This is a genomic window from Duncaniella sp. C9 (genome assembly GCF_004803935.1).
Taxonomy (GTDB): domain Bacteria; phylum Bacteroidota; class Bacteroidia; order Bacteroidales; family Muribaculaceae; genus Duncaniella; species Duncaniella muris.
In genome coordinates, this window is the sequence record NZ_CP039547.1 from 2096805 (window position 1) to 2115116 (window position 18312).

Sequence of the window (18312 nt, forward strand, 5' to 3'; positions counted from 1 at the left end):
TCCGGGGTTTCCTTTGGTATCCGTTTCGTTCAGTTGGGGCATATTCCAAGCCTCTCCCATTCCTCTATAAGTCCACGGTGGATTTGGAAAGTTCCCTTGGGGCAGCTTGAAAGGATTCCTCGCCAACGTTTTTTTCTCGCTCAAGCTGCGCGATGCGCTCCTTGAGGCGACCTATCTCTTCTGCCTGTTCCTTTATAGTAGCCATAAAACGCTCGATGAGTATGGCATTAGAATCTTGCTGCGAAAATTTTTGAGGGTTATTTGCGATATTTTTCTCGGATGCCTCTTCGGGAGGTTCATCCGAGGGTACTGTTGTGTGATCTACTGAGTCTCTCAGCATATCCCTTGGCCTGTCAATAGCCATACAGGAGAATATTTGGGAAATCTTTCACAAATGAGTTCCAGCCACTTAGACTGTATATCGGTGCCCTTGGATATTGCTTTGGATATAACTCCTCTACTTGCACCTATTGCACGCTCAATGGTGCCGATGGAGACCCCCTCGGCATCCGCTAAAACCTTTATGCGAGATAAAATTTTACACATAATGCGAAAATTATCGTCAATAAATTTGGTGGTGCGAAAATTATCGCTTACCTTTGCAGCGTATTCAGTAATGAACGAGCGGCCAAAGATACGAAAAAACCGCGAGTTCTCAAAATTTACAGATATGAGCGAGACAAAGAAAATGACAACGGAGGAGATTCTTGAAATCTTCAAGGGCGAGTACGACCGCCTTCTCCGTAAGTGCGAGCGCAGAGTTGAAAAATACGCCCTCAATATGAACGAGGACTACGAATACTTCTTCCGTTGGCACGGTGATGACATGTATAAAGCCCAAGTCAACCTCAAGGCTATCCGGGGACTTCGCCCGGCCACTGCATGGGATGACCTTGAAAAAATCAAGACGTGGCTCGGAGGTCACATCAAGAGCATCGAACTCAACCTCATCGACGGAAGTCAGTACCCGACAAGCTCAAGCATCATGCACAATGTTGCCGAAACCCTTAGCCGGGTGGCTCAGCAGGAGCTAAGAGGAGAACTTCAAAGACTACTGTTTGCAATAACCTGTAACGAGTAACACTATGAGCAAGACGACCTATTGGTTTCAGATACATGACTTCTATACCGAACCGGATAAATGCCGCATAATCGAATTGGACGAGGATTATCCGACTGAGGACTCAGCGAAAGCCGCGGGATGGGCAATAATTGAAGCCTTTGCCAAAATACACGGACTCGGCTACGAGAATCAAGGCGACCAATACATGGCCTTCTATCAAGGTGGCGAGAATGATGGACTCGGAGCCTTGACCATCGAGGTCTATGATTCCAGCGGGATGCCGGTGGACTTATAAGGGTTAGACCCAAGAGAGGGCGATCCTCCGGCAAGAGAGCCGGTTAAAGCCGAAAGGCACAACATTTGACCCCCCCGGCGTTGCCAAATGCGCCGGGGAATTCGGAAGGGTAGCTCAATTGGTAGAGTAGCCAAATACAAAGTCGGAGATGCGGGTTCGAATCCTGCCCCTTCCACCAAATTTCAGAAAAGATGAAACAACATTCAGAGAAAAGAACCGAGGTCGCAGTCAAGCTGCTCATTGAGACCTTGACACAGAACCTCACCGACACCGGGGTTGTCCTCGATGAGTTTGAGGCAACTCACAACGACTGGGAGTGCGACCAATCCAAGCAGTACTCTGCCCTCGTTGCCGGACACTTCGCTCTGAAAGAGGCCATCGACGAGATTAACAACCGACTAAATAAGTGAGAAAATGACTAAAAGTAAGAATTTCCCTCAGAATCCCGAAGTTCCACATGATAGTGTGGGTTTCGGACCCGCAGGATGTTCAGAGCCTGTAAATACTCAAGTTGAATATGTTCGGGCAGAGCATCTAAATCTACCTCGAAACAATCCATTCCGGGCATCATCAACTCTTTCAGAGGCTCAATACGAGCGATTCTCGCAAACGACAGTAGGTCGCGCTTATATTCGTCTCTTTGGGTATCGTCGCTGTACTCTACGACTTGAACCCGAATCTTGTATTTCATAATTGGTTCAGTTGTGAATGAGATTGTAAAGATAATAAATAAAATCCAATAAGTGAGACAGATGATGAAAAAGAACATCGCAGTATCAAAAGAAACACGTGAGAAGATTGCCAAGCTCTTCAACGTGACCATGCGTTCAGTATGGAATGCCCTTAATCTCGACTACCCCGAAACTGACCTGACAAAGCGTATCCGCAAGGTCGCAAAAGAGAATGGAGGCGTAGTAATGACTTCTATTCCGGCAGGAGAGGCCATCCACTTCTTTGATGGCACGATGAGAATGGAATTTGACAATGGTGCCATTTTGGAGTTCTATCGCAAGGATGGCACCGGCCACATCTACGTCAAGGGTGCAGAGGTTGAGGTTTATGAGAATGTAACCCTTCCGATGATTTATGAAATCAAGGAACGGGCAGCAGCTTTGAGATAAGGGTATGGAATATTGCAACGGCAGACTTTGTATATCGACCCGCGAGTTATTCGACGGCGGCATCGTTACGGAATCCAATTATCGTAATTGGACGAACCGTAACCGTGTCGAGGTCGTACAACGTGGCGGCGGTGCAAGGGGAAGCTACGCTCTCATTGCCGTTGACAGCTTACCCCAACGCTACAAAGACAAAGTTGAAGAAGTTTATCCCGGCGGCGCACAGGCTCGGCTTGAGGGCTGGGTCAAGAGCAACTATGAGGTCGATCAACAGGCCGTGGCCTTTTTCTTCTCCAAAGAGAAGTGCGGCATGACGCTCCCACGCGAGAAGGCACAGGAATACGTCACCAACGCCTCGGTTCTCAACACCTGCATCAAGCTCTACGACAGAGCGGCCACCGCCCAAAGGCTGTTCGGAGGCAAATACGACTGGAGTATGATGGCCGCGACCATTGAGGTTCTGCGCAAACACTTCGGCCACACCCTCCCGGCATCGACCCTGCGGTTTCGCAAGAAGGTCAACGACTACAAGGCTAACGGTTACGCCTGTCTCATAAGCGGCAAGTTCGGCAATCAGTGTGCCCGGAAGGTTGACCACAAGACCGAGCGTCTTATTCTCGGCATTGCAGTCCTTCCCAACAAGCCGTGGGGTACCAACGTCCTCGAACTGTACAACTCTTTCGTTACAGGCGAGCTTGACGTGTACGACCCGGAATCCGGAGAACTGTTCAACCCCGATGACTTTGCCGACAAGAACGGCGAGCCGATGGTTCTGAGCGAGGCGACCATCATCAACTATCTGAACAAGCCGAAAAACAAAATCATCATAGACAAGGCGACTATGAGTTACACGACCTTCATGCACGAGACCATGCCGCACATGCACCGTCATCACGGCGAGTTCTCGCTGTCGAAGGTGTCATTCGACGACCGCGACCTTCCGCGCAAACTCAAGGACACCCGGATTCGCCCGAAGGCATATTATGCCTACGACGTGACAAGCGGCTGCTGTATCGGCTACGCCTACAACCGCGCCAAGAACGTCGATCTTGTGGTTGATATGTTCCGCAATATGTTCAGGCTGCTCGACCGTCAAGGCTGGGGTTGCCCTGCCGAGGTCGAGGTCGAGAACCACCTCATGAGCCAATGGCGGGACTCTTTCCTCCGGGCAGGTGTTATGTTCCCATTCGTAAGGTTCTGCGCTCCGATGAACTCACAGGAGAAACACGCCGAACAGTTCAACGGTGCAAAAAAACGCAGCATCGAGCATCGCAACCATGTAGGCATCGGCAGGTTCTTCGCCAAGAGCCGACAGTACCGAACCGAAAGCAACAAGGTATTCGATGAGTTCAACAATACCTATGTCGAGAAGGAATACTACACTTGGGATGAGTTGATCGCTGACGATATGCGCGATATCTACGAATACAACCATGCCCTGCATCCCAATCAGAAAAAGTACAAGGGCATGACAAGGTGGGACGTACTTGTAGCCAACATCAATCCGACACTCCAACCCCTCGACAAAGCGACCATAGCCCGATATGTCGGCGAAAAGGTCAGCACCTCAATCCGGCGAAACTCATACTGCCGGGTAGCCGGAGCCGATTGGTGGCTGAGCAAGACCGAAGTCATCGAGCTGCTCGCCCCCAATGACTACAAGGTCGAAGCCTACTACCTCACAGACGAGGAGGGCAAGATCACCGATATGTTCATCTACCAAGGCGATATGTATATCGACCGGCTTGAGAACCTCGGCACCTACAACACCGCCCGTGCCGAGCAGACCGAGGAGGACGAGAGAATCTTCACAGAGCAGCGAAAAAAGATCAGCCACTTCAACAAATATGTCGAAGACAACGCCATCGGGCGTGTGGGCGTAATAGAGCGCGACACACGGCCTCAGACGATCGAGGTGGAAGAAGTTATCGTCCCGGAGTCGGAAACGCGAGAAACGCAAGAATACGGCCTCAGTGAAGACTACGCCGCACGAGCCTTGCAAGACTTATAGAACGAAATTATAACACTGTTAGAATATGATTACAACAGACGTCAAAAACAAAATCCTCGCCGCAATCAAGGCGAACCGCGCCAACTATCCGAGTGACGCGAAACACGCCGCCTCACTCGGCATCACGACCTCGGTTTACAGCGCGGTCAAGAACGGGCAGACCGACCGGGTTCTGAGCGATGCCAACTGGATAAGCATCGCCCGTAAGCTCGGAGTCAGCCTCCGGGGTGAAATCGAATGGAAGGTCGCCAAGACCCCGACCTTCATGTTCATCACGGCGCAGTTGGAGGCCTGTCAGTCGAGCGGCATCAGCGCAATCCTCTGCGACCAGCCCAATATCGGCAAGACTTTCACCGCACGGCACTATGTCAAGACGCACCCCAACGCCATCTACATCGACTGCTCGCAGGTAAAGACCAAGCTCAAGCTCGTGCGCAAAATTGCCGCTGAGTTCGGTGTCGATAGCAAAGGCCGGTACTCGGATGTGTATGAAGACCTCGTTTACTACCTCGGCTCCATCGACTGCCCCCTCATCATTCTTGACGAGGCTGGAGACCTTCAGTATGAAGCCTTCCTCGAACTCAAGGCACTGTGGAACGCCACCGAGCGATGCTGCGCATGGTACATGATGGGAGCCGACGGACTCAAGGAGAAAATCAACCGATCCATCGAGTGCAAGAAGGTCGGCTACACTGAGATGCTCAGTCGCTACGGTGATCGCTACAGCAAGGTTACGCCGGATGACAGCAAAGAGCGCACCAAGTTCCTCATTGAACAGGCGCGGATCGTTGCCAAGCTCAACGCACCGGAAGGCATCGATGCCGGGGAGATTGCCCGGAAGACGGGTGGCGGACTTCGCCGAGTTTACACTGAAATCGAAAAACTTAAAAGACAATGATAATGATAAGCGTAATTGAAAAAGAATACATGGAGACCGTCATCAGAATGGGCAAGCGTCTCCAACGTGGCGAAATCGATTGGGAGCAGCGTCGATACGAGATAGCATTCGCCGTCTATATGGAGCGCAGAAAACTCTTGACATCAAGAGAGGATGATGTTAAGGACGCTGTAGCAGAGGCAGATTTGCTTATAGCGGAACTGAAAAAGCCTCAAGAGAAGAAGTAACGATGGCAAAGCGAGCATATAGTCCGAAAGAGGTTCTTGCCAAGACCTACAAAACCTTGCCGTGGGGTGAGCGGTGGAGCCGACCTTTCGGCACCCCGACCATCAACGAGGCGTGGTTTATCAGCGGCGCGTCCGCTTCCGGCAAGAGCAGCTTTGTGATGCAGCTCGCCAAGGAACTCTGCAACTACGGAATGACACTCTACTGTTCCTTCGAGGAAGGTGTGAGCCAATCGTTCAAGGAGCGTGTCGAGCGATTCAAGATGGGCGAGGTGCAAGGTCGGTTCCGGGTTGCGACGAGCGATACCTATGATGAGCTTATAGAGCGACTTGCCAAACCTAAAAGTCCCCACTTTGTGATTGTGGACAGCTTTCAGGTGGCAGGGTGGACATACGACCAAGCAAAGCAGCTGATAGACCGTTTCCCGGCAAAGAGTTTCATCTTCATCTCGCAGGAACACAAAGGTCAGCCAATGGGCAAAGCTGCCGTGCGGCTCCGCTACATTGCCGGGATCAAAGTCCGGGTGGTAGGTTACAAGGCATTTTGCCAAGGACGATTCACCGAAGATCCCGGCAGCTATTATGTAGTGTGGGAAGAAGGTGTTTTAAGAACTTCAAACAATATCGGATAAATGAGTACGAAAAAAGAAATGATAATACTTGAGCCGAACGGACGCATCCGAAAAGAAGGGTTCTGTTCCCGGCCAATGACCTGTCCGTACTGCGGCGGCAAAGGTTTCTTCATGGAGCGATTCCTGCCTTATGCGGATATAAAAAAGGATTGTCCCGACTGTGAAGGAACAGGCGAGGTAATCGCCTTGGTAACGATAGATTGGAAACCGAATAAACAATAAATAACATGGCACAAAACATCAATCAGGTCTTTCGTCAGTTAGGCCGATCCGAAAAAACTCAATTCATCGAGAAGAACCTTGAGTATGCCTCTGAATGGGCAATCGCCGAATATGTGGACACATATTTCTTAGGAGTGGCAAAGCACCTGCCTGAAGAGACTCTGATGGCAATGCTTCACTATAAACAAGAACAGAGCAAGAACGATGAAACAACAGGTAACTAACTTCGGGCGGTTCTACTCCGCCTTTCACAAGCTCACCATTCATGGCGAGCCGGACGAGGCAAAGCGTCAGTTTGTGTTGCAGTACACTGCCGGACGCACCGACTCCCTCAAGGAGATGACCCGGAAGGAATATGACGACCTCTGCATAGCCATCGAAGGCATGAACGGAACGAGAGATGAACTCAAGCGTCGCCGGAGCATTGCCCTCAAGCTGATGCAGGAACTTGAAGTTGATACGACCGATTGGGCGCAGATAAATGATTTCTGCCGCCACCCCCGAATCTCCGGGAAAGCCTTCGGGCAGCTCTCGATCGAGGAACTGATGGAACTGGCCACCAAACTCCGCTCCATAAAGCGCAAGGGATGGCAGCGCAAGAAGTCAGAACCGACGCAAGCCCCGGAAACACCTCAGCAACGTATAACATATCTCATAAACCTTGCCGCTCCCGGCATGACAAGCTACAACTGAAATGAAGCAAGTAATAAAACAAATCGAAAACTACATTCAGCTCCACACCTCGGACATGGAGAACGGTGATTACATCGAACTCCTGCGAGAGATAGCTGAATGGGCGACGAACCAAGCCAACCTCGTCGAATTCCAATGTGAAGAGTTAATTCCCACCGAAGAATAATCACCCTTTAAAATCATAATTATGGAACAAGTTCAGATGTCCGCCGAAGAGCGGAAAGAGTTCGAGGCTTTCAAAGCCGAGCGCGAGAAAAAACGTCGCGAAGAAGAGCGCAAGCAGCAGCGTCAGCAGTATGCAGCTCTTGTCGATGACGAGATTGCGGCCACCATCCCCAAGCTACGGGAAGTGAGTGAAATGCTCAAGAATGCCAAGGATAAAATCTTTGGCAACTTCGAAACCATTCTCAAGATGAAGGCCGAGATAATCGGAGCCGCACGTGATGGACAGTGCAGCCATACATTCACCAACTCCGACAGCACCCTCCGCATCATACTCGGAGTCAACTGCATCGACGGATACCGTGATACGGTAGAAGACGGCATCGCAATGGTTAAGACATACATCGAGAGTCTTGCCAAGGATGAGGCTACCAAGTCGCTGGTCAACGCCGTACTGCGCCTTCTCAGCCGTGACGGGCAGGGTAACATCAAGGCAAGCCGAGTCCTTCAGCTCCGCAAGATGGCTGAGGACAGTGGCAATGAACAATTCCTTGAGGGTGTTCGTATCATCGAGGAGTCATATCAGCCCACAGTCAGCAAGAAGTTCATCCGCGCCCAATATAAAGATGATAAGGGTGCATGGCGTTACATTCCACTCGGCATGACAGATGTCGATTAAACCGATAGGCTATGAAACGAGAAATATCAAGACCACCCAAGGTCGCCCTCTGCCGGGTCTGCAAAGGCACCGGCAGGGTGGCCGGGGATGAGGAAGGCGAGTTTCACACTTGCCTTCAGTGCGAGGGCAGCGGCAGGGTAACCGTGAGCTGCGAGATGACATTGGATATCAGACCGTATAAACCCCAACACTCTAAACGACACTGACGCATGGGTAAGAAACCCGGAAAGAGTTATCAAAAGAGAGTTACAGACATCAACAGGATATATGACCTTCACGCCAAAAAGGGAATTCCCAACCGGGAAATATGGCGCAGGTACATATATCCTGTGTATGGTATCTGTGAGCGTACTTTTTACAACCTTCTGAAGGCTCCGACAAAGCCGGGTTTCAGCGAGACCTTACCCGATTTACCCAATCTTTTCGATATGTTTAAAGACACGGACGATGGCGAATAATTATGACCAGATAATCAAGAACATTCTCCGCGACATACAAGTGGAGATGACCGATGAGTTCGACCGCAATTTTGAGCGACAGGCTTTCTTCTCTGAGGCTTGGCAGCGCAGAAAAAGCCCCACCCGCCCCGGAGGTCATATCCTCGTCGATACCGGTGGCCTTCGCCGCAGCATCATGAGCTATGAGACCGAAAACAGCATCGTGTTTCGTAGCGAACACCCGGCAGCGGCCATTCACAACGAGGGCGGTGAAATCAAGGTCACAGCCAAAATGAAACGATTCTTTTGGTATAAATACTATTCGACCACCGGCTCTTTCGGCAGACGCAAGGATGGCTCACAGCGTAAGGATAAGAGGACTGTTCAATTATCAACCGAGGCAGAGTTTTGGAAATTCATGGCCTTAATGAAAGTCGGCTCAACCATCAAGATACCACGCCGACGATTCCTTGGAACCGCCCCGGAGGTCGAGCAGACCGTCAGGCAAATTATCGAAGAGAACATCACCGAATTTTTCAACACCGATTTCGATATTATAGAACGATGAGAAAAGAACTTTACAACAAAATCAAACAGCGTCTGACACTCTTATGCGTCAACGCCGCCGGGGAGTATTACGAGGCTCCTCTTGACATGGACGATGATGTACGCTTCCGTGCCATCAAACATATCGACCTGTGGAACCGAAACGTGGAATTCATCGAACAGGAAGCCGCATGGGAGCGTCCGGCTGTGTTCATCGAATTCGAGCCGATACACTGGACATCTATCGTGCCGGGCATAGAGTACCGTGCAGAGGCAAGAGTGCGACTGCATATCGTGACTGATTGGGCTCCTGCCGTAGCCGATGGTTCCGACGGTTCCGGCAGATTCTTTGAGTTGCCGGATAAAATCCACGATGTCCTTGCCGGACTCAATGGTGCAAACTTCAAAGATTTCACCCTCGAAGAATCGCATACAAACCACGACCACGAGGATATCGTTGAAAGCATCGAAGTATATAACTTTATCGCGTTCAAACATACAGCCCAATAAACGCGCTGTGTCGCGTATAAATGAGAGAGCCGTTACCTTTATCGGGTGACGGCTCTCTTGCGATATATGGGCGAGAAAAAGGCCTTATGCGGCGTTGTCGGGAGGAAGGTCGGGTATCGTGAACAGCATGATGTCCGTGTACCGGGCATTGTAGTTCATCGTCGCTTTAAACTCCCTCCTTTGACAACGGGCAAACGGGTCGCCGAGCGAGGGGTGGCGACCCATCCACTCGCACAGTTCGACAATGCACGATTTCTCGGAAGTAAAATAAATGAAGTTGTGTCCGGGCAGAACCGACAGCACATCGAGGTAATCGGCGAGTCGCCAATACATACGATAGGTTCCGACATCGGTGGAAAGGTATGGCGGATCAACAAGGAACACCACACCCGGAGTGTCTTTAAATCTCTCGAACAGTTCCCGGTAATCACAGGATTCTATCTCAAGACCGGCGAGATAATCCGGGCAGGGAGCATAGTCGCTCTTACGGACATTGTTATACAATACCTCGGAGCGCATATCTTCGATGCTCAGTTTATACTTCATAGAGAACATCAATGAAGACGAGAGCGTGATGAAGTCGAGATAACCGGACTCCTGTTCCTCCTGTTCGAGCAGTTTGAATATCTGCTCGCGAGACTCACCGGTGATAGGCTTGTGCCTGTCGAAACGGTCTGAGATAGGCCGTATAAGGGAGAGTAGCCGGTTGGTGCGCCCGATATTGTTGATGCGGTGTCGGTAGTTGTCGAAGTCGTTGTAGATCACCCTTGATTCCGGGTGGTAATATTTGGTGATGTGGGACAGTAGGCCGGAGCCGCCGAACAGATCGACAAAGACCGTACCGGGTGGATACTGTTTGATTACTTCGATGAAATGCTTTGCAAACATTCGTTTTTGTCCTACGAATGGAAGCGGAGCGGAAAGGTATAATGTATGTGGATGATTGGATGTCGCCATTTTTTGATTGTTTAGACAATGCAAAGTTAGTGTACAGGCGACCGCAGCACACTATCGACGTGACGAATTACACTGCAGCCGGATTGCAGTCGCTTTGGAACCGCTTGATTAGAGTATATACCTTGCGCTCTGATACTCGATAATTGGTGGCAAGGCAAGCCACCGCATACGACACCTTTTCCCCGTCGGCAACCATTTTGTTGAAGTCAACAAAAAGGTCGATGTAGTCGGCATCCTCAAGTCTAATTCCGGATTGACGGAGCCTGTTAAGCAGTTCCCGATCACGGCTCTTTCATTTAACCTAAAATAAATAGCATATCTTCCCTTACCCGGTTCATTGAGAATCGGGTAATTTTTCCATGTCTGTATATCAAAGAGTTATTCTGGTATCAAAATCTTATTTTTTTCACTTTTGACTTAAAAATCGAATCAGTCTGGTAAAGCTCATCGAGATATGTCTGATCAGTTCGGCTATGCCTTTATTCTTATCTGATTGTTTCTTGCGAAGTCCTTTCCATATTGAGAACACCGAGTAAACTATTCTTTGTATGGTATCGAGGTTTCTGGCGGCTCTCGTCGACTTGCGTTTTATATTGTCCTGCTGAAGATTGTAGTCCAGCCCCCAGTGCATACTTTCTATTGACCAATGGTTGCGCACGAAGATTCCTGGCTTCGGAGTATGCGTAGGCATACTGCTGACGTACAGGCGTTTTTCTGAGGTGTGTACTCCTGTTGACTTTTTGACTGTGGACGATTCATACTCTATGATGGTCATGTTTCCGCCCCATTTCTTCTTGTCTGCGATAATGTCCAGTCCGTCATATACGCGGTAGGTTCTCGTCTCTATCCTGCCGTGGGCCAGTTCGGGACCTTCGGTGTAAGAATATACCGGTGTGTGTTCCACTAGCCTGTCCTCAATGCCGTATCGCAATGACGGCTGGTTGGCTTTGAGTTCTATCAGAAAGTCTCCGCCTTTCTTTCTGATTTTCTCGACAATATCCTTCTGCATAGACATTGCGTCGGCTGTGACAATCTTTCCTGCGACATCTATTTTATCAAGAAGTATCGGTATGGCCTTTATCTCGTTGCTCTTTTCCTGACAGGCTTCGGTGGCGATTGTTATGCCGGTGCTGAACGAATAGGCAGAGACGATATCCGGGCTTCGCCCGTTTTCCTGAACGGTGCCGCGCTCGGCTTTGCCGTCAATGCAGATTATTTCAATGATGCGGCTGGCGCAAGTAAGTCTTTCAAGGAATATGTCTGCGAACTGCTGCATCCTGTCGGCCATATCCATATCGTTGATGCCGTTCTCCACACGGCAAAGCGTGGCCTCAGATGGTACGCCGTTCCTTAACAGGCCCATTTTGTGTAATTTGTTGAGGTTGTATCTGCCGAACTCCAATATCTCGGCTCGTCCGATGCATCCGGCCATACGTCCGAGTATCATCAGCATGATGATATCGTTGAGGCTGTGACGGAAATTGCCTTTGTCCAATCTACGGAAATCCGGCACGGATGAGGCAAACGCTCGAAGTTCTTCCATGATACTGCGCCTTGTGTCAAATTTATTGTGTACTTTTGCGGTATGATCAGGCGCATAGGCGTCAGTCGAACAGACTTGGTCAAGTGGCTTCATTTTTTTTGGCGTAACTCTTTGATTATCACCTATAAAGTTACTAAAAATCTGCCACTTGGCCAAATTTTCATTGCACTTATTTTCTTGAAAATCAGAGGTTAAAGCCTCTCCACCCGTACTGCTCTCGCTATAAAATAACACATTTGTCGAGAATGAGACGAAATCTTAAATGAAAGAGCCGTGGTTCCCGATTGAATTTCAGTATTTCAAATATGGTCATGTCCCGAAAAATTATTAAATTTGCAGCGTCTCACTTATAAAACACCCGCGTAGGGAAGCTCAAGGAGGACTTAATGCCCCGGCGAGCTTCCCTACGCGGGTTGTGTTAAAAGTAAGTGAGACGACTATTAACAGGCCGGGGGCATTTTTATGCCCTCCCCCGATGGGCAGATGGGTCAGTTCACTCGGTAGAGTTCCAAGTCAATCGCATCCTTGGCATTCCAACCGTCGAGCAGCGTCTTCTGAACGAACTGCATTGCGCCGGTGTAGAAGGCTGTCAAGGTGTCAAGGGTCTCGAAGGTGACATATTCCGGATTGTCATCATCTCCGAGCTTGAAGGTTACGGGCAATGTCGCTCCGGCAGTCTGAACCGCGAGGTCGTAAGCGGCCTTATAGTTAAACTGATTTTCGGTGGAGAGCCACACCATTTTGCCATCGTATCGATAGCCGGAGAGAATTCGGGAATCGGTCTGAGAGTTTATCCAACCGCTGATGATGGATTTGATTTCCTCCTCGGATGGCTTATGGTTGAATTCTTCCTCCATGTAAGAGGTGATGCCGGATTCATCGACGGACACGTCCCAACGGACACGCCATTTGTTTCTTACCGGGTTTGTACACTCAAGCAGAGCGACATCGGGATTGCCTTGGACTCGTTTCATGTTTAAGTAAAGACGTATTTGGTTTTACCTTTGCCGAAGGTCTCCGCCTTGATGGTGGTCTCGAAAGGGAAACCGTCCGGCATTTCACTAACTTGTTGGAGGATGTTTTTCATCTCCTCCGAGTTGGTGAAGAACTTCTTCTGTTCACCGTTCTGCTCGATGGCGACAACGCAGCGGTCTTCACCCTGCGAGGTCTTGACACCCATCTCGAAGTCGCGGACTACGATGGGAAGGTTCACCAGTTCCCGGATACTTACCACCGCTCCGGGGAATCGCTTCTTGCCGTCATCAGGCTTGTAAGCGACATTGAGGTCTTTGAATGATTTCATTTCTATGCCTGTTAATTTGTTAAAGAGATTATTACATTGCGCGTGCTTGGCCATTCCGTAGAACGAGGCAACAAGCACACGTCGTCTTTTACGACTTTTCACCTCGCCCATCTTCCGGGCGAACTTTTTCTTTATGCGCTTGCGGATGAGCGCATGGTCGGGATAGATGACGTATCCCAAAAAATCAATACCCTCGGTTACCGGGAAGACACGCTCGTTATATTTTATCTTGAGTCCGATGCATTCCACGCACTCGTGAATGATGTCCCGGATTCTCCACAGTTCCTCTTTGGTAGAGGCAAGAACGGCACCATCATCACAGTATCGATAATAGAAAGGCACTCCGAGACGGTCTTTAAGAATGTGATCGAGGTGAACCGACAGTAGCAGGTTGCAAAGTCCTTGGGAACTTCTCAAGCCTATACTCACCCCGGAAGGCATCATACGGATGAACCGCTCAAGTATCACAATCAATTTCTCATCCTTGAAGATGCGCCGGACGCAATTGATAATGGACTGCTGACTGACGCTCTCATAAAACTTTGAGATGTCGAACTTGTAGCAGAACCGGGTCTCATCCGGGTGTTCCCGGAGATCACGCTCGATGTAAGCCTTGAGGTCGTGCATACCGCGACCTTTGATGCTTGCCGAAGTCGTGCGGATGAAGCGGCGTTTCAGATGCTCATCGACAACAGACATCACAGCATGGACGGCGATGCGGTCTTTCATCGTGAGAACCTGTATGTGCCGTTCTTTGCCGCCCTCGATGATTGTGCGTTCCCTGTAACCACCGGCGATGAAATAGCTGCCGTCGGCAATCTGAGCCGAGAGTTCCGCTATCACCTCCTCCCGGTGTGCCAATAGCCAACGACCCTGTCGGCTCCGCTTCCGGCTTGTGCCTCGCAGAACTTGGTCGAATGACTGTGCCATATTTGGATAAGCGACAATCTCCTCTATGATATGTCCTTCTCGACGCATGGTGCGGAGCGTTTTAGAAATTTGTAACAACAGGCTCCTTGAGCCTTCCTTCTCTGAGTCCGGGTTCTTCGAGCTTTCGCCTACCAAACCCTACTCGTTCACTTGGTGTTCCGGCTTTCCGGCTTTCGCCGCTGTTGCCGAGGCTCATCCCTCTCGGCACCTCGGTGGGAACACGTTCCCGGTGATGTATGCCGATTGTTGGTTGTCCAGCCGCGAGCCGACATTCGTGTTCGCATTCGAAGCATCGTTATTCGCATTCGCGTACGACACGCCGCCATTCGCATTCGCGTTGTTGTTGCCGCGATAGACCACACGGCCTATTGAGGGACTCTGCCTTTTGAACTGCAAATTTACTCATAATTTGGCGTTCAGCAGTGAACATATCAAATTATAAGCCAAAACACAGCGGCGATGGCACCTCCGGCAACGGTAAGAATCCAATCGACCCAATCCCAATAGCAGCCGTGTAGCCTGTCTTTCAACTCAAGACATGACGCCGCCACTACCGAGGCGTATATGGCCGGGATAGCACCAAGGGCAAACAGCCCTACGAGAAGACCGCCAATGAGGTGCTTGTAGCGGTTGGAGGTCTTGAGGAATAATAAAATCTTGTCCATAAACTTTTGTATGTCAGAAATTGTTTGTATTTTTGCATTCAAGAATCGCACTGTGTGTGGGCTAAACTTGCGTAAAGCATAAGGGGTCGCCACAGTCGGTTCTTTTTTTATTGTATGGCATCTGTTATCGAATACAGGAATCGGTCATGTCTGATTTTGCCGGTACGCGATATGATGTCGGTCTCTCCGACATTGAGATAGACCTTCCTGCCGTGCAGTTCAGCCTCATAGTAGTAGAATCTCTCGATGCGGTCGCGGCGTGGTTTTGATTTCGCCACTTTTTTTATGAATTTCGCTCCGGCCAAAAGAGAATCAAGCGAGGCGAGATCATCTTTAGTCAGTACGGAACTTCTCCCGAAAGTATCGGCATATAAATGCTTGTTCCCATATTTGGAGAATCCGACATTCATAGGATGGCCGTTGCCGTTGACAGAAATTTTCTTTGTAAGGAGCGGTTCCATCTCACGCATATAATGCTTTTTGACAACGGCACTTTCGGATTTTGAAAGGTCGTTGTAACACTCATTTATAATGGCACACGCCTCGCACAGACTGTTCATCGGCCTAAATGCGAATTTCCGTTTGTTTATATCGCAGTCCCGGCAGCGGCGTATAGTGTATGGATTGTAGTCCGGCACCGTCTTTTGCTCAAGTCCGGGATTGAATCGGAATATTCCTTTGCTGTCGCGTTGCAGAGCCTCGTCGCCAAGCCTCATCGCCTCCGCGTGGGATGTCGCCGGATACTTTGACTTGCGAACCTGTACGACAGTGCATCGGCAGTTCCATCCATTCGGAGGATAGAACTCCGCCCAAAACGGGTCAGACGGAGGCAGGGTCACACCATCGAGGGCGGCGTGTTCCGGGCGAACCTTATCATCCTTTTGAGTTCGGTATTGGAGATTGTATCGGTCTCCATCCTGCATGAATCCTTCCCATTTAGCAGCCATTTCTGCCGAAGCGGTGACAAAGTTATACTCAGCCCGGAGGTAGTTTGCATTATAGGTTTGGTCGATGCTTCGAACATCGTTCAAAAAGCGTTCAAACGATTTTCGTTCGCCGTTCTCATCTACAAGTGAGGGGAAAGCCTCGTTGAGTTCGTGGAATGTTTTAATGCCAGAGAAAATAAAGTCCGAGCGGTGGAGCCTTTTGCGCATGGCATCGGACATCTTGACTTGCTCGAATGACGAGTCAAGGGCAGACGCATGGCTCTTGATGAATTCCCGGACTTGCGGAGTGGATAGAATATCGATGGAGAGCTGCGCACCTTCAGTTTTATACACAGCCTTCATCATTCCGTTGAACAGAACGGAGAGCTGCTTGCGTATTTCGTCCTCACGCTCTTTGCGCCCGGCCATGAACACCTCCGGCATATCCTTGAGCAGACGGGCATAGCGTTCATGCAGCCCCACATAGTCAGTGGGGCTTAGTCGAAAAAAGGTCTGCCGTTCTTTTGCTTGCCCTTATCATCCGCCTTCGTGTCATCGCCATCTTCCCCATCACCTCCGGGTGGTATGATTGGTGCGGTCTCCCGACGGTCTCCCACAGGCATGCCGTATTTGTCGGCAAAGTATGAAGGGTCAACATCGAAATTGTTGAGAACCATAGTCTCGTATGCAATCTGTTGTTCCGGGGTATAATCCACTGCATCGTCCCATTCAAAGCGCAAGCCTTTGAGGGGGAAACCGTGCTTGATCATCCGGGGAATAAGCTGATTGTTCACGATGTCGCGGAGCATATCGCGGTCGGACTCCACAAGGTTCTCGAAAACCTGCAAGTGTGTTTCTGACTGCGACAGTGAAGAACCGTCCTCAATGGTCATGGTCTGGCCGATGGTCAGTTTCGACAGTTCCGAATTGGCACGGTCAATGCGCTTGTCATATACATTGAAGGCATCGCCTTTGCCGGATTCGACAAACTGAACTTCCGTCTCCATGCCGGTCACCATGCCGAGATTGCTTCCGGCTTCCTGTATCATCTGCTCAAGGCGTTTCCACTCCTTTGGGTCGCGTGTTGTTGTCTTTGCGACACGCATAGGCATACCGAATATTTCGGCAAAGGCATCCCAAAACGCGAGTGCGTTCTTTTTGGGTATTGTCTGTTGTGCCGCTTTGAGGAAGAGTCCGAGATCATCGGGTTGTCCGGCTTCTATCAACCAATCCGAATATGGCCTTTCGTGGTAGTCTATGCCCGAAGTCCAGTCATCCCCTACATTTTGGACACAGCGGTGATACTCCGAGATAACGTGCTTGCGAGGTATAAGCCGGACACCGTCATAAGACAGGCACCCGTCCCCGTCCTGCGTGAGCTCTCCGAGTTCAATCAATGAGTGGCCGAACCACAACGAATCGTGGCACAGGCGCAGAAGCTGTTTGAACCAGGATTGATCGAAATAATGCATGGCAGACTCATCCTCGTCGCCGGATTCATTGACGAGCTTAAACGAGCGTGACATTACGAACCCTCGCCGCTGCTCGATACAGCCGGAGAGGTGGAGGTCAACGGCAACGTCCCTGTAAATGTCATAAAGACGCTGCCGGTTAGGGTTGTCAACATTTATTGCGAGCTGCCATGCCGCCCTCCAATCCGCTATGTCCTTTCGCGTCAGTGCATCGGTAGTCCGATGTATGTCCATGACGATGCTCTGAAACTTTGCCCGGTCTTTCGGCTTGGCAAGATTCAGTTCTCCGTATGGGGTCTGGAGTATCATGGGGTCGCTCTTTTTGGAGCGGAAGTTCTCAAGGAATTTGTCGAGTACGCCCATAGTATTACCAATTATGACGGAGCCGTGGCTCCGAGTGAAATATTGTGCCGTTCATGACGGGAGTGTGCTCTTCCTCAATCAGCGGCAAGTCCGGGATGATTTTGCCTGACTGAACACCCTCAAGCCATTCGATAGCCCGTTCATAACGCTCCTTGCGTATCTCGATACCCATCTTCTGAGGGAGTGAGGCAACAAGATGATAGAGGGCTATGTCGGCAGTCCGCATGACAATAAGCCTGTTCCGGGCATCCCCTTCGGCTGAAAAAATCGCCTCGCAATCATAGACAGGACGCAGATACCCGGAGATTTCCTCGATTGCCTCAAGTTCCGCGTTGGCGCGGTTTTCCTCAGAGGCACGTGAGATAACCTTGAGCGCATCTTCGCCTATGACCACGGCGTAGTCGGTGTCGGTGATAAACATGATGCTGAAGTTAAGTTGTTACGAAAAGAGCGTGTCTCTCGATATCCTCGACGGTCACGCCTTTGCGGAACCGTTTGCGCTTGATAAGTTCCTTGATTGTCTGTTTCGGGACGACTTTGAGAGAGCCGCCGAGGTTGATGACGTAATACTTCCTGCCGAACAGTCCGGCGAGTTTTTTTGCTTTGCGCACGGCTCTCTTGAAACGCCATGCGGCATAATACTTTTTGATGGTCTTGAACATA

General features: G+C 50.1%; 28 protein-coding genes and 1 tRNA gene. 17 read left to right on the forward strand and 12 right to left on the reverse strand.

The annotated features are described in order from the left end of the window. Positions 1-64: 64 nt before the first annotated feature. The gene (locus tag E7745_RS08585; RefSeq protein ID WP_136408639.1) at positions 65-364 is read right to left on the reverse strand and encodes a hypothetical protein; all 300 of its coding nucleotides are present in this window, start codon (positions 362-364) and stop codon (positions 65-67) included. Positions 365-670: 306 nt separating this feature from the next. Between E7745_RS08585 and E7745_RS08590 the strand changes: the two genes are divergently transcribed. The 4 genes from E7745_RS08590 to E7745_RS08600 all read left to right on the forward strand — a co-directional run bounded on the left by E7745_RS08590 (position 671) and on the right by E7745_RS08600 (position 1768). After that, a complete protein-coding gene (locus tag E7745_RS08590; RefSeq protein ID WP_136408640.1) occupies positions 671-1081 on the forward strand; it encodes a hypothetical protein in 411 nt (136 codons plus the stop codon). 4 nt (positions 1082-1085) lie between these two features. Next, a complete protein-coding gene (locus E7745_RS08595) occupies positions 1086-1358 on the forward strand; it encodes a hypothetical protein (protein ID WP_136408641.1) in 273 nt (90 codons plus the stop codon). Between the two features lie 103 nt (positions 1359-1461). Continuing rightward, positions 1462-1536, forward strand: a tRNA-OTHER gene (locus E7745_RS14835). A gap of 13 nt (positions 1537-1549) precedes the next feature. Further along, a complete protein-coding gene (locus E7745_RS08600; RefSeq protein ID WP_136408642.1) occupies positions 1550-1768 on the forward strand; it encodes a hypothetical protein in 219 nt (72 codons plus the stop codon). An 8-nt stretch (positions 1769-1776) separates the two neighbouring features. Here the strand turns inward: E7745_RS08600 and E7745_RS08605 are convergent, their stop codons facing one another. Beyond that, positions 1777-2049 (reverse strand): hypothetical protein, encoded by a 273-nt coding sequence (locus E7745_RS08605; RefSeq protein WP_136408643.1) that lies wholly within the window; start codon positions 2047-2049, stop codon positions 1777-1779. A 61-nt stretch (positions 2050-2110) separates the two neighbouring features. On the opposite strand from E7745_RS08605, the gene E7745_RS08610 reads away from it, so the two are divergent. From E7745_RS08610 to E7745_RS08670, 13 genes are all read left to right on the forward strand, one after another. Continuing rightward, entirely contained in the window at positions 2111-2479 is a 369-nt protein-coding gene (locus E7745_RS08610) for a hypothetical protein (protein WP_136408644.1), read from the forward strand. Positions 2480-2483: 4 nt separating this feature from the next. Next, a complete protein-coding gene (locus E7745_RS08615; protein ID WP_136408645.1) occupies positions 2484-4487 on the forward strand; it encodes a hypothetical protein in 2004 nt (667 codons plus the stop codon). Between the two features lie 25 nt (positions 4488-4512). Further along, positions 4513-5385, forward strand: a complete 873-nt coding sequence (locus E7745_RS08620) for an ATP-binding protein (protein ID WP_136408646.1) — start codon at positions 4513-4515, stop codon at positions 5383-5385. Continuing rightward, complete coding sequence (locus E7745_RS08625) at positions 5382-5612, forward strand: hypothetical protein (protein WP_240740279.1); 231 nt, start codon at positions 5382-5384, stop codon at positions 5610-5612. The genes E7745_RS08620 and E7745_RS08625 overlap by 4 nt, the downstream gene beginning before the upstream one ends. Positions 5613-5614: 2 nt before the next feature. Next, entirely contained in the window at positions 5615-6241 is a 627-nt protein-coding gene (locus E7745_RS08630; protein ID WP_136408647.1) for an AAA family ATPase, read from the forward strand. Further along, on the forward strand, positions 6242-6463 hold the full coding sequence (locus E7745_RS08635; RefSeq protein ID WP_136408648.1) for a hypothetical protein: 222 nt from the start codon (positions 6242-6244) through the stop codon (positions 6461-6463). A gap of 5 nt (positions 6464-6468) precedes the next feature. Next, positions 6469-6687, forward strand: a complete 219-nt coding sequence (locus E7745_RS08640; RefSeq protein ID WP_136408649.1) for a hypothetical protein — start codon at positions 6469-6471, stop codon at positions 6685-6687. Next, the gene (locus E7745_RS08645; RefSeq protein WP_205746903.1) at positions 6668-7156 is read left to right on the forward strand and encodes a hypothetical protein; all 489 of its coding nucleotides are present in this window, start codon (positions 6668-6670) and stop codon (positions 7154-7156) included. Before E7745_RS08640 ends, E7745_RS08645 begins: the two co-directional genes overlap by 20 nt. 1 nt (position 7157) lies before the next feature. After that, positions 7158-7322: a hypothetical protein gene (locus E7745_RS14840; RefSeq protein ID WP_168182060.1), complete on the forward strand. Its 165-nt coding sequence runs from the start codon at positions 7158-7160 to the stop codon at positions 7320-7322. Between the two features lie 21 nt (positions 7323-7343). Further along, complete coding sequence (locus E7745_RS08650; protein ID WP_136408650.1) at positions 7344-7997, forward strand: DUF3164 family protein; 654 nt, start codon at positions 7344-7346, stop codon at positions 7995-7997. Positions 7998-8206: 209 nt separating this feature from the next. Beyond that, positions 8207-8455, forward strand: coding sequence for a hypothetical protein (locus E7745_RS08660; protein WP_136408652.1), 249 nt, complete (start codon positions 8207-8209; stop codon positions 8453-8455). Further along, positions 8445-9002: a phage virion morphogenesis protein gene (locus E7745_RS08665; protein ID WP_136408653.1), complete on the forward strand. Its 558-nt coding sequence runs from the start codon at positions 8445-8447 to the stop codon at positions 9000-9002. Before E7745_RS08660 ends, E7745_RS08665 begins: the two co-directional genes overlap by 11 nt. Then, complete coding sequence (locus E7745_RS08670; RefSeq protein ID WP_370291693.1) at positions 8999-9490, forward strand: hypothetical protein; 492 nt, start codon at positions 8999-9001, stop codon at positions 9488-9490. The genes E7745_RS08665 and E7745_RS08670 overlap by 4 nt, the downstream gene beginning before the upstream one ends. A gap of 84 nt (positions 9491-9574) precedes the next feature. Here E7745_RS08670 and E7745_RS08675 read toward each other — a convergent pair whose 3' ends face one another. The 10 genes from E7745_RS08675 to E7745_RS08725 form a co-directional block, all read right to left on the reverse strand. After that, positions 9575-10447, reverse strand: a complete 873-nt coding sequence (locus tag E7745_RS08675; protein WP_136408654.1) for a DNA adenine methylase — start codon at positions 10445-10447, stop codon at positions 9575-9577. Positions 10448-10514: 67 nt separating this feature from the next. Further along, a complete protein-coding gene (locus tag E7745_RS15055; RefSeq protein ID WP_136409187.1) occupies positions 10515-10721 on the reverse strand; it encodes a hypothetical protein in 207 nt (68 codons plus the stop codon). Positions 10722-10853: 132 nt separating this feature from the next. Next, a complete protein-coding gene (locus E7745_RS08685; RefSeq protein WP_240740280.1) occupies positions 10854-12083 on the reverse strand; it encodes an ISAs1 family transposase in 1230 nt (409 codons plus the stop codon). A gap of 395 nt (positions 12084-12478) precedes the next feature. Further along, positions 12479-12964 carry a hypothetical protein gene (locus tag E7745_RS08690; RefSeq protein ID WP_136408655.1) on the reverse strand — a complete coding sequence of 162 codons (486 nt, stop codon included), beginning with the start codon at positions 12962-12964 and terminating at the stop codon, positions 12479-12481. Positions 12965-12966: 2 nt separating this feature from the next. Then, complete coding sequence (locus tag E7745_RS08695; RefSeq protein ID WP_136408656.1) at positions 12967-14271, reverse strand: reverse transcriptase domain-containing protein; 1305 nt, start codon at positions 14269-14271, stop codon at positions 12967-12969. A 383-nt stretch (positions 14272-14654) separates the two neighbouring features. Then, positions 14655-14888 (reverse strand): hypothetical protein, encoded by a 234-nt coding sequence (locus tag E7745_RS08705; protein WP_136408658.1) that lies wholly within the window; start codon positions 14886-14888, stop codon positions 14655-14657. A 107-nt stretch (positions 14889-14995) separates the two neighbouring features. Then, positions 14996-16297 (reverse strand): phage minor head protein, encoded by a 1302-nt coding sequence (locus E7745_RS08710; protein ID WP_240740281.1) that lies wholly within the window; start codon positions 16295-16297, stop codon positions 14996-14998. Positions 16298-16311: 14 nt separating this feature from the next. Beyond that, positions 16312-17649, reverse strand: a complete 1338-nt coding sequence (locus tag E7745_RS08715; protein WP_136408659.1) for a DUF935 family protein — start codon at positions 17647-17649, stop codon at positions 16312-16314. A gap of 4 nt (positions 17650-17653) precedes the next feature. After that, positions 17654-18070, reverse strand: coding sequence for a phage protein Gp36 family protein (locus E7745_RS08720; RefSeq protein WP_136408660.1), 417 nt, complete (start codon positions 18068-18070; stop codon positions 17654-17656). A gap of 10 nt (positions 18071-18080) precedes the next feature. Next, positions 18081-18311 carry a hypothetical protein gene (locus tag E7745_RS08725; RefSeq protein ID WP_136408661.1) on the reverse strand — a complete coding sequence of 77 codons (231 nt, stop codon included), beginning with the start codon at positions 18309-18311 and terminating at the stop codon, positions 18081-18083. Position 18312: the final 1 nt, after the last annotated feature.

What these genes read in the sequence shown, in the direction of transcription:
- E7745_RS08640 (WP_136408649.1), top strand. Translation starts at nt 6,469, where the DNA reads ATGGCACAAAACATCAATCAGGTCTTTCGTCAGTTAGGCCGATCCGAA.
- E7745_RS08645 (WP_205746903.1), top strand. Translation starts at nt 6,668, where the DNA reads ATGAAACAACAGGTAACTAACTTCGGGCGGTTCTACTCCGCCTTTCAC.
- E7745_RS08675 (WP_136408654.1), bottom strand. Translation starts at nt 10,447, where the DNA reads ATGGCGACATCCAATCATCCACATACATTATACCTTTCCGCTCCGCTT.
- E7745_RS08595 (WP_136408641.1), top strand. Translation starts at nt 1,086, where the DNA reads ATGAGCAAGACGACCTATTGGTTTCAGATACATGACTTCTATACCGAA.
- E7745_RS08705 (WP_136408658.1), bottom strand. Translation starts at nt 14,888, where the DNA reads ATGGACAAGATTTTATTATTCCTCAAGACCTCCAACCGCTACAAGCAC.
- E7745_RS08605 (WP_136408643.1), bottom strand. Translation starts at nt 2,049, where the DNA reads ATGAAATACAAGATTCGGGTTCAAGTCGTAGAGTACAGCGACGATACC.
- E7745_RS08620 (WP_136408646.1), top strand. Translation starts at nt 4,513, where the DNA reads ATGATTACAACAGACGTCAAAAACAAAATCCTCGCCGCAATCAAGGCG.
- E7745_RS08585 (WP_136408639.1), bottom strand. Translation starts at nt 364, where the DNA reads ATGGCTATTGACAGGCCAAGGGATATGCTGAGAGACTCAGTAGATCAC.
- E7745_RS08670 (WP_370291693.1), top strand. Translation starts at nt 8,999, where the DNA reads ATGAGAAAAGAACTTTACAACAAAATCAAACAGCGTCTGACACTCTTA.
- E7745_RS08665 (WP_136408653.1), top strand. Translation starts at nt 8,445, where the DNA reads ATGGCGAATAATTATGACCAGATAATCAAGAACATTCTCCGCGACATA.
- E7745_RS08610 (WP_136408644.1), top strand. Translation starts at nt 2,111, where the DNA reads ATGATGAAAAAGAACATCGCAGTATCAAAAGAAACACGTGAGAAGATT.
- E7745_RS08630 (WP_136408647.1), top strand. Translation starts at nt 5,615, where the DNA reads ATGGCAAAGCGAGCATATAGTCCGAAAGAGGTTCTTGCCAAGACCTAC.
- E7745_RS08625 (WP_240740279.1), top strand. Translation starts at nt 5,382, where the DNA reads ATGATAATGATAAGCGTAATTGAAAAAGAATACATGGAGACCGTCATC.
- E7745_RS08715 (WP_136408659.1), bottom strand. Translation starts at nt 17,649, where the DNA reads ATGGGCGTACTCGACAAATTCCTTGAGAACTTCCGCTCCAAAAAGAGC.
- E7745_RS08635 (WP_136408648.1), top strand. Translation starts at nt 6,242, where the DNA reads ATGAGTACGAAAAAAGAAATGATAATACTTGAGCCGAACGGACGCATC.
- E7745_RS08685 (WP_240740280.1), bottom strand. Translation starts at nt 12,083, where the DNA reads ATGAAGCCACTTGACCAAGTCTGTTCGACTGACGCCTATGCGCCTGAT.
- E7745_RS08690 (WP_136408655.1), bottom strand. Translation starts at nt 12,964, where the DNA reads ATGAAACGAGTCCAAGGCAATCCCGATGTCGCTCTGCTTGAGTGTACA.
- E7745_RS08615 (WP_136408645.1), top strand. Translation starts at nt 2,484, where the DNA reads ATGGAATATTGCAACGGCAGACTTTGTATATCGACCCGCGAGTTATTC.
- E7745_RS08590 (WP_136408640.1), top strand. Translation starts at nt 671, where the DNA reads ATGAGCGAGACAAAGAAAATGACAACGGAGGAGATTCTTGAAATCTTC.
- E7745_RS08660 (WP_136408652.1), top strand. Translation starts at nt 8,207, where the DNA reads ATGGGTAAGAAACCCGGAAAGAGTTATCAAAAGAGAGTTACAGACATC.
- E7745_RS14840 (WP_168182060.1), top strand. Translation starts at nt 7,158, where the DNA reads ATGAAGCAAGTAATAAAACAAATCGAAAACTACATTCAGCTCCACACC.
- E7745_RS08720 (WP_136408660.1), bottom strand. Translation starts at nt 18,070, where the DNA reads ATGTTTATCACCGACACCGACTACGCCGTGGTCATAGGCGAAGATGCG.
- E7745_RS08725 (WP_136408661.1), bottom strand. Translation starts at nt 18,311, where the DNA reads ATGTTCAAGACCATCAAAAAGTATTATGCCGCATGGCGTTTCAAGAGA.
- E7745_RS08695 (WP_136408656.1), bottom strand. Translation starts at nt 14,271, where the DNA reads ATGCGTCGAGAAGGACATATCATAGAGGAGATTGTCGCTTATCCAAAT.
- E7745_RS08600 (WP_136408642.1), top strand. Translation starts at nt 1,550, where the DNA reads ATGAAACAACATTCAGAGAAAAGAACCGAGGTCGCAGTCAAGCTGCTC.
- E7745_RS08650 (WP_136408650.1), top strand. Translation starts at nt 7,344, where the DNA reads ATGGAACAAGTTCAGATGTCCGCCGAAGAGCGGAAAGAGTTCGAGGCT.